The 16,273-nt window shown below is 64.1% G+C and carries 11 protein-coding genes, 1 tRNA gene and 1 pseudogene; 4 read left to right on the forward strand and 9 right to left on the reverse strand.

Going from position 1 to position 16,273, the window contains the following annotated elements; genetic code table 11:
* Positions 1 to 100 precede the first annotated feature (100 nt).
* Together U4Z31_RS33105 and U4Z31_RS33110 are read left to right on the forward strand one after the other, a co-directional pair.
* Positions 101 to 445 (forward strand): DUF4212 domain-containing protein, encoded by a 345-nt coding sequence (locus U4Z31_RS33105; RefSeq protein WP_044847628.1) that lies wholly within the window; start codon positions 101 to 103, stop codon positions 443 to 445.
* A gap of 3 nt (positions 446 to 448) precedes the next feature.
* A complete protein-coding gene (locus tag U4Z31_RS33110; RefSeq protein ID WP_044847629.1) occupies positions 449 to 2,464 on the forward strand; it encodes a sodium:solute symporter family protein in 2,016 nt (671 codons plus the stop codon).
* Positions 2,465 to 2,614: 150 nt separating this feature from the next.
* On the opposite strand, the gene U4Z31_RS33115 is transcribed toward U4Z31_RS33110, so the two are convergent.
* The 5 genes from U4Z31_RS33115 to U4Z31_RS33135 form a co-directional block, all read right to left on the reverse strand.
* Positions 2,615 to 2,866, reverse strand: a complete 252-nt coding sequence (locus U4Z31_RS33115) for a PAAR domain-containing protein (protein WP_321812589.1) — start codon at positions 2,864 to 2,866, stop codon at positions 2,615 to 2,617.
* A gap of 25 nt (positions 2,867 to 2,891) precedes the next feature.
* Positions 2,892 to 3,416 (reverse strand): hypothetical protein, encoded by a 525-nt coding sequence (locus U4Z31_RS33120; RefSeq protein WP_321812590.1) that lies wholly within the window; start codon positions 3,414 to 3,416, stop codon positions 2,892 to 2,894.
* Positions 3,417 to 3,421: 5 nt separating this feature from the next.
* Positions 3,422 to 6,238, reverse strand: a complete 2,817-nt coding sequence (locus tag U4Z31_RS33125; RefSeq protein WP_321812591.1) for a glycoside hydrolase family 104 protein — start codon at positions 6,236 to 6,238, stop codon at positions 3,422 to 3,424.
* Positions 6,239 to 6,298: 60 nt separating this feature from the next.
* A complete protein-coding gene (locus tag U4Z31_RS33130) occupies positions 6,299 to 8,806 on the reverse strand; it encodes a type VI secretion system Vgr family protein (RefSeq protein ID WP_321812592.1) in 2,508 nt (835 codons plus the stop codon).
* Positions 8,807 to 9,749: 943 nt separating this feature from the next.
* Positions 9,750 to 9,840, reverse strand: a tRNA-Ser gene (locus U4Z31_RS33135).
* A gap of 320 nt (positions 9,841 to 10,160) precedes the next feature.
* On the opposite strand from U4Z31_RS33135, the gene U4Z31_RS33140 reads away from it, so the two are divergent.
* Positions 10,161 to 10,796 (forward strand): HAD family hydrolase, encoded by a 636-nt coding sequence (locus U4Z31_RS33140; RefSeq protein ID WP_044847632.1) that lies wholly within the window; start codon positions 10,161 to 10,163, stop codon positions 10,794 to 10,796.
* An 85-nt stretch (positions 10,797 to 10,881) separates the two neighbouring features.
* Here U4Z31_RS33140 and U4Z31_RS33145 read toward each other — a convergent pair whose 3' ends face one another.
* A complete protein-coding gene (locus U4Z31_RS33145) occupies positions 10,882 to 11,994 on the reverse strand; it encodes a fatty acid desaturase (RefSeq protein ID WP_124894097.1) in 1,113 nt (370 codons plus the stop codon).
* 226 nt (positions 11,995 to 12,220) lie between these two features.
* Here U4Z31_RS33145 and U4Z31_RS33150 point away from each other — a divergent pair, with 226 nt between their 5' ends.
* Complete coding sequence (locus tag U4Z31_RS33150; RefSeq protein ID WP_321803876.1) at positions 12,221 to 13,258, forward strand: AraC family transcriptional regulator; 1,038 nt, start codon at positions 12,221 to 12,223, stop codon at positions 13,256 to 13,258.
* Between the two features lie 85 nt (positions 13,259 to 13,343).
* Here U4Z31_RS33150 and U4Z31_RS33155 read toward each other — a convergent pair whose 3' ends face one another.
* The 3 genes and pseudogenes from U4Z31_RS33155 to U4Z31_RS33165 form a co-directional block, all read right to left on the reverse strand.
* Positions 13,344 to 14,393, reverse strand: a complete 1,050-nt coding sequence (locus U4Z31_RS33155) for a lactonase family protein (protein WP_321812593.1) — start codon at positions 14,391 to 14,393, stop codon at positions 13,344 to 13,346.
* Positions 14,380 to 14,574: pseudogene (locus U4Z31_RS33160) on the reverse strand (MFS transporter); the annotation flags it as partial. The gene U4Z31_RS33155 and the pseudogene U4Z31_RS33160, both read right to left, overlap by 14 nt.
* Positions 14,575 to 14,966: 392 nt before the next feature.
* A complete protein-coding gene (locus U4Z31_RS33165; RefSeq protein WP_044847637.1) occupies positions 14,967 to 16,154 on the reverse strand; it encodes a helix-turn-helix transcriptional regulator in 1,188 nt (395 codons plus the stop codon).
* Positions 16,155 to 16,273: the final 119 nt, after the last annotated feature.

Genomic DNA, 16,273 nt, shown 5'->3' on the forward strand with positions numbered 1-16,273 from the left:
GCCGAAGTGCGCTGATCGCGCCTGTTGCGCACGTTGCGCGCACGGGCCCCTGCGCGGCAATCCCGATTGCCCGCGCAGGGGCTTTTTGCTAAATAACGGCATGACCGTTCCGCACCGTCCGGCGCCGGCTGCGCCGCCGCCCGTTCCCGAGCCGCTTGCGCGTGCCCATGCGCGCTATTGGCGCTTCAACGTCGCATTGATCCTGGTGCTGATGGCGATCGGCTTCACGGTGTCGTTCGTCGTGCCGTTCTTCGCGCCCGCGCTCGCGGGCATTCGCTTCGCCGGTTTCAGCCTGCCGTTCTATGTCGGCGCGCAGGGCGCGATTCTCGTGTATCTCGTGCTGATCGTCGTCTACATCGGCTTGATGCAACGCGCGGACCGCATGCTGCGGCGCGCGTACGACGAACATGCCGCGCACGCGGGCAATGTGCACCATGCGCGCTGATCCATGCTGACGCATCGACTGATTCGCGCGTACGCGCTTTACACACTCGGCTTTCTCGGGTTCGTGCTGCTGCTGTGGCGGATCGAGCGCGCGGCCGGCTCCGGCGTGTGGATCGGCTATGTGTTCCTGTTCGTGCCGATCGCCGTGTATGCGGTGATCGGGCTGCTGTCGCGCACGTCCGACCTCGTCGAATACTACGTGGCCGGGCGGCGCGTGCCATCCGCGTTCAACGGGATGGCGACGGCGGCCGACTGGCTGTCGGCGGCGTCGTTCATCGGCCTTGCCGGCTCGCTCTACGCAACCGGCTACGATGCGCTCGCGTACGTGATGGGGTGGACCGGCGGGTTCTGCCTCGTTGCGTTCCTGCTTGCGCCGTACGTGCGCAAGCTCGCGCGCTACACGATTCCAGATTTCCTCGGCACGCGTTTTTCGAGCACCGCCGTGCGCGCGCTCGCGGCCGGCGCGGCGATCCTGTGCTCGTTCGTCTATCTGGTCGCGCAGATCCAGGGGATCGGGCTGATTGCGACGCGCTTCATCGGCGTCGATTTCGCGATCGGGATCTTCTGCGGGCTCGCGGGCATTCTCGTGTGTTCGTTTCTCGGCGGCATGCGCGCGGTCACGTGGACGCAGGTCGCGCAGTACATCATCCTGATCAGCGCGATCCTGATCCCCGTGTCGCTGATCGCGATGAAGAACGGGCTCGGGCCGGTGCCGCAGTTCAATTACGGCAAGCTGATGGAACGCGTGGCGGCGCGCGAGGCGCAGTTGCGCGACGCGGCCGAGGAGCAGCAGGTGCGCGATGCGTATCGCCGGCAGGCGGCGGCCGTGCAGGCGCAGCTCGATCGCTTGCCTGCATCGTATGCGGATGCACGCCGACAACTCGTCGACCAGCTCGCGGACCTGCGGCGCCACAACGGGCCGCTGCGCGAGATCAACCAGCGCGAGCGCGAGCTGGCGGACTTTCCGCGCGACCCGACGGCGGCGCGCGTGACCTGGACCCAGGCGCGCGACGACCTGCTGGCACGCGCCGAGCCGCCCGTGCCGATGCACGAGCCGTTTCCCGCGGCGAACGACGACGACCGCAAGCCGCGCGAGCGGAATTTCCTTGCGCTGTTGCTGTGCCTGTCGCTCGGCACCGCGAGCCTGCCGCACATCCTCACGCGCTACAACACGACGACGTCGGTCGCATCCGCGCGGCGTTCGGTCGGCTGGACGCTGTTCTTCATCGCGCTGTTCTACCTGAGCGTGCCGGTGCTCGCGGTGATGATCAAGTACGAGATTCTGACCAACCTCGTCGGGCGACCGACCGCTGAATTGCCCGCGTGGGTCACGCAGTGGCATCACTTCGAGCCGGACCTGATCAGCGTCGTCGAGGTGGTTCGCGACGGCATCGTGCACTGGTCCGAGATCCAGATGCAGCCGGACATGGTCGTGCTCGCCGCGCCGGAGATCGCGGGGCTGCCGTATGTCGTGTCGGGGTTGATTGCGGCCGGTGCGCTGGCTGCTGCGCTGTCGACCGCGGACGGGTTGCTGCTGACGATCGCGAATGCGCTGTCGCACGACGTCTATTACTGCATGGTCGCGCCGGATGCATCGAGCCAGCGGCGCGTGACGATCTCGAAGGTCTTGCTGCTCGGTGTCGCGCTGTTCGCGTCGTATGTCGCGTCGCTCAATACAGGGAAGATCCTGTTTCTGGTCGGGGCGGCGTTTTCGCTCGCGGCGTCGAGTTTCTTTCCGGTGCTCGTGCTTGGGGTGTTCTGGAAGCGGACGACGACGCGCGGTGCGATCGCCGGGATGGTGACGGGGCTCGCGGTCTGTGTGTACTACATCGTGTCGACTTATCCGTATTTCACGCAGCTGACGGGGTTTGCGGGGCAGACGTGGTTCGGGATCGAGCCGATCAGTTCAGGCGTGTTCGGCGTGCCGGCGGGGTTCGCGGTGGCGATCGCAGTCAGCCTGTTCGATCGGCAGCCGGATGAGTATACGCGGGCGTTGGTGGATTACATTCGGCATCCGTGAGGGGCGGGGGGCGGCGCGCCTGCGGAGAAGCCGCTTGATTCGCTCCGGATTCAACCGGTTTCATGTTCTCGTCTGCGACGGCGAACAAGAGCGACGCGGAAATTCGGAGATGATCGCTTCACATGGCGGGAGCAACACCTGGCTAAACGATCAGGTGAGACTCGAAATCAGGTGACAGCCACACGTCGCGCGGTGTCCATGACGTGCGATCGGGATCCCGTCGTCCGTCATCGATGAGTCGCCTTCTTCGATGATATTGGGCGAGACGTCGGGATGCTGTGGGCACGACACGCGATCACCTTTGCGCGCGACGTAGCGGCCGTCAAAGCGCATTTTCGTGGAACCTGTTTCGACTTTGCCACCGTGGTCCGTCCCGTCTCCGACGCGGATTAAATCGATCATGCTGAAATCTCAAGGGTCGGGTAATTCAATTATTGCAGCGTGCAGTATTTTTTGATGTTGGCGAGATTTTTCCTGAATTGTTGAGTTCAAATTCTTTCTGTTTGCATTCTTCGCTGCGTCCGGGGGAGGCGGAAATGTGATATTTTGCAATGAGCAGTCGACTGCTCGCCATGCTTATCAATTCAGTAAAATAGCGCCTCCCATCTCGCGTCCGGGTTGGTGTGTCTCCCCCCGATGAAAACATGTCCAGGTAGTTGTAGTCTTTTCCAGTGGTCAGGTCGGATAGAGAGTAGTAAATGCACTCCGTTCCGCAACTATGCCTTCCTATGAAATACTTCCCTGCAAAATTGATGTTGGGGGTGTCGACCAATTTTCCCTCGTCATCGCGCCAGCCATCGTCAGTTTTCTTGTAATAATCTGGTATTTTTAGTTTCCCCGTGTATATTGGGGTGCTGTAATTGGAAAATTTGCTGGAAAGAGTCTCGGGCTGCGCGGTGGTCGCCATCCCCAGGAGGATGGCTGTCATAACTATAGAGATCTTGTGTTTCATTGTCTTCACTTGATCAAGTCGTCTAGTCCGCCAATTGGAACGGCTAATTCTGTTTGCCCCGCGAGCTCTTCATCAACGAACTTCTGGAAGTGTGCTCGCACAGATTGCATTGTAACTCCCCCTTGATCATATTTGTCGCCGGGGAGACTCGCCCATTCTAGATTGCATTGATATTTGTATATTGCGCTGTCTAGATCTCCGTTCTTTACGACATCAAGCGCATGTCGTTTAAACTTGAGCAGGGCGACACAGTACCTGTCTTGAGAGACAGGAGAGAAATCTGTGATGCGCGCCATTTTTCGGTACGCCTTGCTGTCGTTACCATCCCAGTTATATCCCATAACTTGATATGCTCCTGCGGCAGAGGAGGTAACGCTTCGCCCACGGATCAATCTGGTTATCATTATGTGAGGGTGATCGTCAAAGGTGCGCCCGTAATCCTTGATAAAGGATTGCCCCCCAAATAGCCGTTCATAACTATCCAGTCCACGAGTACCTTCTCCAACGCGGATCATCCGAAGGAACGCTCTGACTCGTGCTTCTTCCAAAGTGATAGTCCCTCCAGCGTTGGCCATAAAGTTTCCAACCAAACCAATCGGATGAAAATGCCACGGATTTGGCTCCTTCGGGAACCCCTCCACACCGGTGACCTGCTCCCACCACTGCAATTTTCCGATCCGCTCGATTTCGGTCTTCCACAGCCATAACAGCTTCTTCATGAGCGGAGACAACGCCTCCCACTTGCCCAGGCCGCCGCCCCATTCGCTCTCGCCCCGTACGACGAGGTGGGAGAGGGCTTCCGCCGTCCACGGGGTTTCCTGCGCGTGCTTCAGTTCCTGGGCGGTCACTTTCCCATCGTGGTTCGCGTCGATCGCCTTTTCGAGTTTCGCGATGAGCGGGCTGCTGTTGACCGTCGTTGCGCTCGTCTCGAATTCGGTCTTGTCTTCGTCGACCAGGAACTGCTCGGCGACGTAGATGTAACGCTTGAGCATGTCGAGCGGCTTGATGCTGCTGTTGTCGATCAGCTCGAAGCCCGGCCAGTCCCACGGCCCGCACATGCGCACGAGCGGATGATCTTGTTCGCACACCCATCCGTCACGCGTGCCGCCGTCCCTGGTGCCGATCGTCACGTAATACCAGCGACGCCCTTGGTCGTCCTGCGTGATGTTCTTGTCCAGATCGACGGTGCGAAACACGGCGCGGAAATCCGCTCCCGGGCCTTTCGCACTCGAAAAGCTCAGCGGGAAGTCCTTCCAGGCGGGCACGATCGTGGTGAGGGTCGTATTGGCGAGGCTTCCGTCGACCCATACAGGCGTACCGGTGTCGTAGAAAACCGGCTTCGTGCGACGATTGCCGTGTCCAGGGGCGGCCGTCTTCGGTTGTACCTTCACCCACTTTCCCTTTGCGTCGGCGGCGACCGGTACGAGCTTGGTGCCCGGTTGCAGCTTGTGAGCGGGCTCCGGCAAATGGGTAACCAGCTGCGCTCCGGGCGAGATTTCCAGGAACGCTTTGGACGCCGGCAGATGCTTTGTGCGATCACGGCTCTTCTGGATGAACGATTCGAGCTCGGGGCCTGCGAATACTTCGAGGTGCAGCAGCGACCTGTTCGGTTTCGGCGGCAGCAGCTTCGCATCCGGGTAGCGCAGATAGTGGCCGAGCCGGCCGATCACGTCGCCGGCCTTCACCCTGTACGGTTGCTTCAGCACGACGACCACGTCTAGCGGCTTCGGGTCGACGATCGGATCGAGTTCCCCGAGGAAGACGTATCCGTACGGCGCGTGCGGCGACGCCGGCGCGCCGACGACCGCCGCGGCCGGCGTGCCCGACTTGATGGACTTGATTTTCGCCCACCCTGGTTTCACTTGTGCCCGTTCGTCAGTGTCCGATATGGTCAACTCCGACCCCCGCGGCAGAATGCCGATGATCTTGCCGTTCGGCAGATCGCGGATGCGGATACCCGTGATCGGGGGCGGGAGCGGCGTCGCATCCTTGTCGCTTTCTTCCGGTTCCGGCAGTTTCTTGAAATCGCTCTGGATGAAGTCCCCGAGCACGTCGCGATTGATCGTCTTGCGCAGTGACGATACCGGCACTTTCGGCCGCGGAGCGTTCTGCTTGTCGTTTGCCTTGTTGCCGACGACATAGTAGCGATCGCCCTCCCAATACGGCATCGGTCCGATGTTCGGCCCGGACCGGCCGACCGGTGCGACTTTCGCCTGTTCAGCCGCAGACCGGTATGTGTTCCAGTCCATCGTATGCATGTACAGGCTGAAGAACGTCAGCGTTTCGTCCGGTGCCGGCTTGCTCGCAGTCGCGTTCGTAGTCGCCGACGGAGCTGGCGGCGTGGGCGTGGTCGATGATGTCGTCGGCTGCGTTGAGGAATCCTTCGCCGCGTTCGCCTTCGGCGGTGGGGGCACAGGCGGCAACTGCAATCGATGACGGATCAACACGAACCCCGTCGAGTACAACGCGTGTCGACCGTCCTGATAGCGCTGCTCCGGATACTTGCTGTCCAGCCGGTACGCGACGACGTCACCGTCGGCGATCGCGCGGATCCCGTCGCCTTGCCTCAATCGCGCAGCCGTGTTCTGGTCGAAGTGGATGCCGCCGTGCCACATGCCGTTCGCGCCCAACGGATAGAACCCGTCCTCGGCGGCTGCCAACGCCTTCATGTAGGTCATCGGGTTGGCCGGGTCATCCTTGCCGACCGGCGTGAACGGAAAAGCCCAGTTCAGCGGTGTGTAAGGTGATGCTGCACGTGTGCTCGGGGGAGACGCCGGTCGGGCCGGTGCGGTGGGCTTCGGGGTAGGGTGGCTATTGCTCATGATTCCCGGAATCTCTCGGTTCTCGTTTTTCTTGCTGCTCGGGTGGTGGCGGGCCTGGCGTCAACCGGAGAAGAGTGAGCCGCGGCCGCCATCGGTCGACACCGGCGTTGTCTGCAACGGATCGCGAACCGTTCCGCTCGCACCGCCCGGTTTGTCCCAGCTTCCGCATTTTTCGAGGATCTGCCCGGTCGTCACGTTCTCGATCAGCCCGCCCTTGATGCGGATATACGAGCCACCCGCGCCGATCCACACTTCCTCTGCGGCCGTCAGAATCAGACGTCCGTCCGCACTTTCGATCTTTACGTCTTGCAGGCCGACCAGTGAAACGGCGCCGCTCTGCGCCTGAATGTCCACCGGCCCCTTTGCGGCGAAAATCTTGATGCCGAGGTTCTGCGCGAACAGGCTGATCTTGTCGAGCACACTGGCCAGCAACGCTTTGCCGGCCGCCAGGTTGATGTTCCTGCCTGCCACGACGTTCGCGTGCTGGTTTGCCGTGACATGCACCGATTGCTGCGTCGACGCGGCGATCCCTTCAGGACTCGATAGCAGCATCACCGGCTTCGCAAAACCATTCGCGTTGCCGGTGCCGCCGCCGGCTGTGCGGCCACCGCCGGTCGCGCCAGCGATCGTGCGCTGCGTCGCGTCGGTGAACGACTTCAGCGCGGCCTGGCCGTCGTGCAGGCTTTCGGCGCGGTTCGTTTCGCTGGCCCTCGACGCGGCTTCGAACACGGCCTCCGCGCCGGCGAGCGGCTCGGTTGCGGCCGTTACGTTCAGCGGCTGCGCGGTGGCCGGCTGCGTCGACACATACAGGCCTTGCTCGGCGCGCACCGCGCCGTACGCGCCGGATTTCAGGTCGAACCCGTTGCCAAGGAACGTGCCGCGCGTGTTGTCGCTCTGCTCGATCAGATAGCCCAAATGCAGATGAGAGCTGTAGCTCGACGAGTAAAGGTGGACGCGGTTCTGACCGCTCGAGTCATCCATGACGAACTGGTTGAAACCGTCGCCACCATATTCGCGGGAGCGGAAGCCGGACAGCAGGCCATGGGTATGCCATACCGGCATCGTTGCGCCACCATGCAATCGCGAGATGATGACCGGCCGGTCGCAATCGCCGTTCACGAAGCCCAGGAGCACCTGATCATCTTTGCGCAACGGAAAATAACCGCCACGCCTTGCGCCTGCGTCCGGCATCGCCGCCCGGATCCACGACGTCGACTTCGTATTGCGATCGTTCCGGCTGTTCGATGTCCGGACCCGCACACGGTTGCCGTCGTCCGTGACGATTTCCTCGTTGCGGTCGGTTACGACGATCGCCGTCTGCAAGTGCAGCTCCGGCTTCTGATGCTCGAACGGGCTGCGAAAGGGTGTCTTGCGGCGCTGCGCTTCGATCTCGACGTGAAAGAATCCGACGCCGCCATCGCGGTGGCTCACGGTCGTACCGGACCCGGTGGACTGGGCCTGTTCGATTTCGCTGCGCAGGCTGCGCGGGAATCGCGTGAGCGCATCCATTCCCGGCACGTTGTTCTGGATCAGCCAGTCGCTCGCGATGATCGACAACTCGCGCTCGTCCGCTGGCAGCGCATCGAAGAGAGGATGCCCGGATACCCTGAACCAGTAGCCGGGCAGCGCGTAGCGCGGACTGCCGATCGCGAAATAGCGCTTCGCACGCGAAGCCCATTCTTCGGTTCGAATGCGGGCCTGTTTTTGTCCGACATCGGATTTGGCCCAGGTCTGCGAGCCCGTATACAGATAGTCTTCGCCTTGACCGGGCAAATCATCCAGATCCGCCGCCGGCGTGCTGACCTGTTTGTCGAGGTCCGGCCGCTTGTAGTCGGCCGTTCCGAGCGTGAGTGTCGCGCTCTGGACGTCCTGCTGTTCGCTCAACTGGGTGAGCCCGTCGAAATCCTCGTCGGTACCCGCATGGCTGAACTTCATCTCCGCATTCGGCAGCGAAGGCCCGAAATACAGGTCGTCCATCATGATGACCTCGTGCGACTTGCCGTCCTGCGCGAAATCGAAGCGCGGAAACACACCGACTTCCTCCAGGCTCCGATGCACGAAATTCCAGTCGGTTTCCCACTGCACGCGGTGCGAATACGAGCGCACGGCCGTGCGCAGTTCGTGACCATAGTTGCCGGAAGCTTGCGGATGCTTGTCGAATACGTCGGTGAGAATCTGCCAGCCGCTGGCTTCCTGCCAGTCGCGCCGATCGCTGCCGAGTTTCAAAAAGCTCAACCAGGAGGAGAACTGGAGCTGGAAATACGAGACGGCCCCGTCGTTTCCGACGCGACGGGCGCGTTGCACGTAGCCGTGGATCGGCAGATAGCGGCCGCCCGTCTGGCGGATCCACAGCGTGACAGGTTGCAGCATCAGGGCGTTGAGCTTGATTTTGTCGCCCATGACGGACGATGCGTCGACGGTCACCTCGAAATTGCGGCCGAGCCGTGCGTTGATCTTGACGTACAGCGGCACGAGCCAGTCGTCGCCGAGCGGCGTGTCAAGTTTGATGACGCGATCGAACTGCGCGTAGCCGCCGCGCAGCACCTTCAGCAAGACTTCCCGGCCCATTCGGTCACCCCGGTTCATGGAAAACGCGCCCGACCATCACCGAATATCCAAACCACTTTATCGTTCGGAATAAACGGCGATATATTTGAGATGTTCTGTTTAAATGGGGTGCGCCATTGAAAATGGGAGGCGGTGTGCCCCGCGCTTGATTGCACAAAAAATCATACCGAAGTCAGTTCGAATCGGTAACTGTGGGGCAACGATCCTTTAAGATTTTCTCAACGCTGCTGCTGGCATCTTTTTGAAACGATTCGATCCCTATCGAGATGCGTCTGGCTTCAATAAGAAAACTACGACTGTACGAAACCTCGGATCAGCGTTTTCCGGCGTGTGCACTATGTTTTGCGGATTCGGTTAGTACACGTCTGCAAGCTTCATCGACTGTCAGCGATCCCGTGATAAGTGAATACTCTGATTCAACGAAGTTCACAAATCGTTACGTAAAGTTGGGCAGCGATTGAAATTCTGGCAACCCATCGTGGTTATGCGCGAGCTGTTGCTTTCGATTGGGACGAAATTGAAGGGGGCAGTGAAATTTGCAGGACCGTACGTCCATTGGTTTGATAGAGCGACGCCATTTTGTTTCGTGCAATACCTACGCGCATATACGGCGAATCTATCGGACGGCTAGATGAATAAGGAGAATGCTGTCGAACCCGATGGATACCGACAGCACGTCTCCGAAGCGACGGGCGACCGGCAACCACACGCTGTCGGTCTGGTACGCCGTGACGAAAACGTCGATGTCGGGTCGACGCTCTAACGCCTCCAGGGGGCGCGCCGGCGTGACAGGGGCACGGAACAACCGCGCGGCGACTGGCCCATTGCCATGATCGGTCGCGGAAGCAGGGAAGAGGGCGGCCAACGCGACTTGATTCCACGTCGCATGTCGCAAAAAAGCCCCGCAAAATCGATCGATCTTGCGGGGCCTTTTCATTGATTCTGGCGGAGAGAGGGGGATTCGAACCCCCGATAGGCGATTAACCTATACACGCTTTCCAGGCGTGCGACTTAAACCACTCATCCATCTCTCCGGAAGAACGAGAGTATAGCAAACTCTGGCGGCCTCCCGCCACTCCCTTCGACGATCGGCCGGAACTGGCCCCAAAACCTGCCAGCGGCGCTCGCACGGCCTGCATTCGGTGCGGGTGTGGAAGGCGGCCGGGGAGACGTGTCTGAACCGGGTCAGCAGGTCGTTGCTGCCGATGCTCGCGGGGTATGTCGCGTTGTATCGGAAGAGCGCGAACTGACGCGATCGCATATCGAGCCGTGCCGCCAGTCGCGCCGGTGCCCGCACGCACGGCGTCCCGACTCTGCTATCTTCCCGGGCATCTCACCGCTTTCCCGCCTCTCCATGACCGACCGCATCGTCGCCGCATTCGATTTCGACGGCACCATCACGACCACCGACAGTTTCCGTCATTTCGTCCGCTATGCGGTCGGCACGCCGCGTTTCGCATGGGCCGGGTTGCGCGCGCTGCCGTGGATCGTCGCGATGAAGGCGGGCCTCTTGTCGCGCGGCGATGCGAAGGCGAAGTTCGCATGGTTTGCGTTCGGGCCGATCCGCGAGGACGCGCTCGACGCGCTCGCGCGCCGCTTCGTCGATGGTTATCTGCCGAACCTCGTGCGTCCGGACATGCTGGAACGGGTGCGCGAGCATCAGGCGCGCGGGCATGAAGTCGTGCTGGTCAGCGCGTCGCCGTCGCTGTATCTGGAGAAGTGGGCGAAGACGGTCGGCATCGGCACGGTGCTCGCGACGCGCCTCGCGTTCGAGCGCGGCGCGTTCGCCGGGCGGCTGAACGGCGAGAACTGCTGGGGCCCGCAGAAGGTCGTGCGCTTGCGCGGCTGGTGGGGAAATCAGCCGCCCGCGAAGCTGTTCGCGTACGGCGACAGCCGCGGCGACAAGGAAATGGCCGAACTCGCGAACCGGGCATGGATCCGCGGGCAGGGACCGATGCCGGCGATCGGCGCTGACGGACTGACCAGCTGACCGACTAACCGACTAACCGACTGACCGACTGACCGACTGACCGACTGACCGGACCCGCGCGGCGAGCCGCGCCGCCTGCCCGCCATTACGCGTCGGCCCGCTGCGCGCCGCGCGTACCGCGAATCGGACGATACGCGCCCCAGCGATTGGCGCGCCTGAACGTGCCGACATCGTTGAACCGCACGCCGACTTCACGCAGCGCCGCATGCGCAGTGCGCGCGGTCAGCTGCCGGATGTAGAACGGATCGCGCACCACGAAGTGATGGATCGCGTGCGTGCTGCCGAAGTTGAAGCAGAACAGCTGGAACGGCAGCATCCACCACGGGTTGAGCACCTGGGTCTGCTGGATCACGTTGCGCGAATCGATGTCGCCGAAGTAATGCATGTTCGAGCTGACGAAGTTGATGCAGAAGCTGCGTACGAAGTTCGGCCCGAGCCACACGACCGCGAGGAAATCGACGACGCTCATCACGCGCTCGACGACGGCCGGCACGGTCACCGCGTAGCCGAACGCATGCAGCGCGAACAGGCCGGCGTGATACACGATGAACGCGTGCCACAGCGCGTAGTACGCGTGACCGACCGGCATGTAGGACGAAACCTGCTCGATGCGCAATTGCGCGCGCTCGGCCGCATCCTGCACCGGCTGCGCGGCCACGTACTGCTTGACCTTGCGGCGCATCGCATCCGGCCGCAGCACGACGGCGAGCATGCCGTCCGCGATCATCAGCAGCCGCTTCACGCCCCAGCGTTCGCCGTTGGTGATGCCGAATTCCTCGAGATCCGATTCGCCGCCCGATACCTTGTGGTGATGCAGGTGCATGCGCCGGCGCGTCCACGGGTTGATCGTGCCCGGCCGCGTGAGCCAGCACAGCGCCATCATCAGGTGATAGGCCCACGGCGTCTTCTTGAAGTACATCAGGTGGATCAGGTCGTGCTCGAGTTCGTGGATCAGCGACGTGACGAACGCGGCGAGCGGCAACGCGACGTACCACGCGATTGCGCCGCGCGCATACAGCCACGCGATCGCGAGCATCGCGCCCACCGACACGGCCATCACGGTCGCGCCGACGAGGTTCTGGTTGTCGAGCAGCGGAAAGCGCGCGCGGATCGCATCGCTCGCGGCGTTGACCTCGCGGCGGACATACGCGACCTTGTCGGCGTCGTGGCGAAAGACGGTTCGTGCGGGTTGGCTCATCGACCGGAATCCGTGCGGAAAGAGTGGGGCGCAATGCCGATGTGACAAGCATAGGCGCGCCCCGGAGCGCACGCGAGGGCCGCCGGTGCCAATGATGGTGTCATTTCGGGTCACGGTGGCCGGTGCACGGGCGTGCGATGCCGCATCGGGCGGCTAGAATGCCGCTGCGGTGTCATTACGGGCCAGCAGCGCTACAATCCGCCGAAACCGCTCCGGAGTCCGCCGCATGGCCCTGTCCGCCCCGGATGCCGCGCGCCAGCTGAACAAGGCGACGGTATCGTCCGCGTATGCGCTGTTCATGCTGATGCTCGCCGAGGAGCGCGGCATCGATGGCGGCCGGATTCTCGCCGGCTCGGGCGTCGAGCGCGAGCGGCTCGCGCAGCCCGACGCGCGCATCACGCCGCTGCAGCAGGCGGCGATCGTGTTCAACCTGCTCGAGGCGACGGGCGATCCGTCGATCGCGATCGAGATCGGCCTGCGCAGCAGTCTCACGAAATCCGGGCTGATCGGCTTCGGGCTGATGAGTTGCGCAACGCTCGGCGAGGCGATCGCGCTCGGCATCCGCTACCTGCCGACGCGCGTGCCGTTCTTTTCGGTGCGGCTCGCCCAGCTCGACGGGATCGTCGACATCGACGTGCTCGAGGCGTTTCCGCTCGGCCGGTTGCGCCAGTTCGCGGTGGAAAACTTCCTGGTCGAGACGGCGATCCTGTTCAACTCGCTGCTCGATCCCGCGCCGGGGCGCACGCTGCAGTCGCGTGCGGAGCTGCATTTCGAATGGCCCGAGCCGCCGTGGTTCGAGCGCTATCGCGCGCGGCTGCCGCGCTGTCATTTCGACGCGAGCGCGAACCGCATCCGCTGCGACGCCGCGCTGCTCGACGAGCCGATCGGCACCGCGAACGCGCAGACCGCGCAGATGATCGTCCAGCAATGCGAGGCCGAACTCGCGCGGCTCGGCTATGCGGAAAGCATCGTCGAGCGCGTGCGCAACCTGCTGATCTGCGGCGAGACCGGTTATCCGTCGGTGGACGAAATCGCACGCGAACTGCATGTGTCGGCGCGCACGCTCAAACGCAAGCTCGCGGAATTCGGTGCGACCTATTCGGCGCTGCTCGACGAGATCCGGCTGCGCGATGCGCTCCGGTTGCTCGAGGGCACGCGCCTGCCGGTCGACGAGATCGCGGCGCGGGTCGGCTATACCGACCGCGCGAATTTCACGCGTGCGTTCAAGCGCTGGACCGGCGTCGCGCCGAGCGAGCGGCGCTGACGGCGCGTCGGGCGGCGCGGGCCGGTGCCGGTCGTGCGCCCGGCGTCGATGAATCGATCATTGGATCCATCGGTCGATGGACCTGTCAGACGATCGCCACCCAGTTCGCCCCGCGGCCGCCCGGCACGCGGGCGTGCAACGCCAGCGTGCCGTCGTCCGGCGCGATCGCGTACACCGACACGTATTCCGACTGCTCGCCGCATGCAACGAGCCAGCGTCCCGACGGATCGATCGCGAAGCCGCGCGGCTGCGTTTCGGTGGCCGTCGCGTGTACGGGGTCGAAGGCGCCGTCCGCATCGTGGCGATAGCAGAGCAACTGGCTCGACGTGCGTTCGCTCACATACGCGAAGCGCTCGTCGGGCGTCAGGTGGAGATCGGCAGCCCACACGGCGGGCCCGGTCGGCGCGGGCGGGCGCGCGTGGCCTTGCGCGAGGCCGGCGACGGCCGGGTGGCGCGCGCTGACCCGTGCGTCGCCGAGGCGGCCGCTGTCGGCGTCGCGTGCGAAAGTCGCGAGCGTCGCCTGGAATTCGCTGACCGCGACCAGCATCCGGCCGTCGCGCGCGACGCGCAGGTGGCGCGGCCCGAAGCCGCCCGGCACGCGCGTTTCGCCGTGCTCGACCGCACGCAGGCCGCCGGCATCCTCGATCAGCGCGAACGTGAAGATCCGGTCCGAGCCGAGCGAGCTCACGTACGCGAAGCGGTTGTCCGGCGACACGACGACCGCATGTGCATTCGCGATGCCGTGCGCGACCTGCAGCGCTGCGCCGTCGCCGTCGCGCACGCGCGCGGCGTCGTAGAGGTTCAGCGAATGGCCGCCGTACGACGCGCCGAGCAGCCAGCGGCCGCTGCGGTCGAGCGACAGGTAGGCGAGGCTCGCGTCGATCGCGGTCGCGCCGATGCGGGCGAGCGCGCCGGTGGCCGCCGCGACGCGGAACGCGACGATCGTCGGCTGCTCGCCGCGCGTCGCGACGTACAGCCGCGCGCGATCGGGCTGCACGGCGACCGGCATCGCGACGTCGCCGGCCGGGTAGCGGGCGAGCGGCGCGAGCGTGCCGTCGGACGTGAGCGAGAACGTGGCGAGGTCGCCGTCGACGGCATTCGGGACGACGACGGTCAGGCGGTCAGTGTTCGGCATGGCGGAGCATTGCGGTGTACGTGAAGGACTCGTCGGCCGGCAGGCCGCGCGGCGGATCGCTGCGCCGGCGCGTGCGCGCGAACGGCGCGGCGACCGTGGCGACTAGGAACGCGATCGCGAGCGCATCCCGGCCGCCCGCGATCGAACCCGTATGTTGCTTCAGATAGCCGAAGGCCGTCGGCAGCGGTCGATATCGTTCGCGATGAACATGATCGGCACGAGCGGCAGCACGTGCCATTTCACTTTCGAGACGGCGGATGCGAGCGGAGCGCGGCCGGGCAGGGCGGGCGAGGTCAAGGGAGTCTCCGGGCGGGCGGCGAACGGGGCAGCGGCCCGCGTTCGCGTCGGGTGGGGATCTAAGTAGTATGTTGTCGTATGACATGGTACGCCTGAGATCCTGATATGACGTCACGGGTTTACCCGGGATATATCCGAATATCGGGAAATGCCGGGAGGTTGTCTCCGTGCGCAACCACATCTGATGACGGATGACGTGAGTGGGCAGGCGTGCCGCTCGGTCCTGCCCTGCGGCGCACTTCGCCCCGGCAACCTGCCGGCTTCGTACGCGGCCCGCTATGCCATCGACACGACGCTGTTCAGCAGCATCTTCACGAGCACGGCCTGCCGCGTCGCGCCCGTCTTCGCGAAGATTCCGCGCAGATGCGCACGGGCGGTGTTCTTCGTGATGCCGGTCGCGGCGGCCGCTTCGTCGAGCGTCAAGCCGTCGACGAGCAGCAGCGCGATCTCGGTTTCCATCGGCGTGAGGCGGAACAGCCGGTGCAGCATGTCGCGCGAGGTCTGCGGCGACGACGCCGGATCGCGGACGAACACCGCGACGGCCGGCCGGTGCTGGCGGTCCTCCGCGCCGTGAAAGGGCGCGAGCGGGCGCAGCAGCACGTTCAACGGCATCGCGCCGCCGGGGCGCGACAGCGTGGTGGCCTCGATGCGGCCGAGCGCGCCCGCGCGGAAATGCTCGAGCGCGGCCTGCAGCGCCTTCTGCAGCCGGCGCTCGTCGAGCGGGCACGACGCATGGAGCCGCTCCTGGCGCAGGCACAGGCCGTCCTGCTGCTCGAACAGCCGCTCGGCGATGCGGTTGTGCTTGATCACGCGGCCGTCCTCGTCGAGGATCGCGGTGCCGACGTCGAGCCGGTCGACCGTGCCCGCGTACAGCGCGCGTTCGGCGTCGAGCACGTCGAGCGCTGCGTGCAGCTCGACCGCGCGCTGCAGGTGCGGCAGCAGCGTCGCGACCTGCGCGCGTTCGGCCGCGTCGAAGTCGCGCGCATGATGCGGGCGGCTCACGAAGAACGCGCACTCGACGCCGCGCTCGCCGCGCAGATTCGCACCGAGGATGAAGCGCAGGTCGAGCGGCTGCAGGTATTGCCGGTAGAAATCGTGCGCGCACCAGCGTGTCGCGCCGAACAGCGTGTCGGCCGTGAACACCTGGCCGGGCGGGTGGTCGAGAAACGGGCACAGCGCGTAGAACTCTTCGCTGTACGACGGTTCGCCGGGCAGCAGCGGGCCGTGGGTCGATGCGTTGATGATGAGCCCGCGCCGCGTGCCGCGCGGGCTGCGCAGCACGAGCGTCGTGAAGCTCGCGTCGAGCCGCACGCGCATCGCTTCGAGAAAGCCTGCCCAAGGCGTCGTCTCGGACGGGCCCTGATAGACGAGCCCGAGCCACGCGCTGAGTTCGCGGGCCGTCCATGCCGCGTCGTCGAAGCTGTCGTGTGCGGCCGTGTCGCCGGGCGCCAGCGCGATCCGCATGCTCGTGTTCTCCTGGGTCGGGGTGAATGCTCCCGAGCCAGCATACCGACCGGCCAGCCGCCCGCGTCATCCGAACGGAGTAGACGACGCGGGCCGTGCCGGAGCGACGCAGCGTGCGT

The organism is Burkholderia sp. BCC1985, assembly GCF_905339915.1.
Taxonomy (GTDB): Bacteria; Pseudomonadota; Gammaproteobacteria; order Burkholderiales; family Burkholderiaceae; genus Burkholderia.

Coding starts and splice junctions, on each gene's coding strand:
- U4Z31_RS33105 (WP_044847628.1), top strand. CDS start 101: ATGACCGTTCCGCACCGTCCGGCGCCGGCTGCGCCGCCGCCCGTTCCC.
- U4Z31_RS33110 (WP_044847629.1), top strand. CDS start 449: ATGCTGACGCATCGACTGATTCGCGCGTACGCGCTTTACACACTCGGC.
- U4Z31_RS33115 (WP_321812589.1), bottom strand. CDS start 2,866: ATGATCGATTTAATCCGCGTCGGAGACGGGACGGACCACGGTGGCAAA.
- U4Z31_RS33120 (WP_321812590.1), bottom strand. CDS start 3,416: ATGAAACACAAGATCTCTATAGTTATGACAGCCATCCTCCTGGGGATG.
- U4Z31_RS33125 (WP_321812591.1), bottom strand. CDS start 6,238: ATGAGCAATAGCCACCCTACCCCGAAGCCCACCGCACCGGCCCGACCG.
- U4Z31_RS33130 (WP_321812592.1), bottom strand. CDS start 8,806: ATGGGCCGGGAAGTCTTGCTGAAGGTGCTGCGCGGCGGCTACGCGCAG.
- U4Z31_RS33140 (WP_044847632.1), top strand. CDS start 10,161: ATGACCGACCGCATCGTCGCCGCATTCGATTTCGACGGCACCATCACG.
- U4Z31_RS33145 (WP_124894097.1), bottom strand. CDS start 11,994: ATGAGCCAACCCGCACGAACCGTCTTTCGCCACGACGCCGACAAGGTC.
- U4Z31_RS33150 (WP_321803876.1), top strand. CDS start 12,221: ATGGCCCTGTCCGCCCCGGATGCCGCGCGCCAGCTGAACAAGGCGACG.
- U4Z31_RS33155 (WP_321812593.1), bottom strand. CDS start 14,393: ATGCCGAACACTGACCGCCTGACCGTCGTCGTCCCGAATGCCGTCGAC.
- U4Z31_RS33165 (WP_044847637.1), bottom strand. CDS start 16,154: ATGCGGATCGCGCTGGCGCCCGGCGACACGGCCGCACACGACAGCTTC.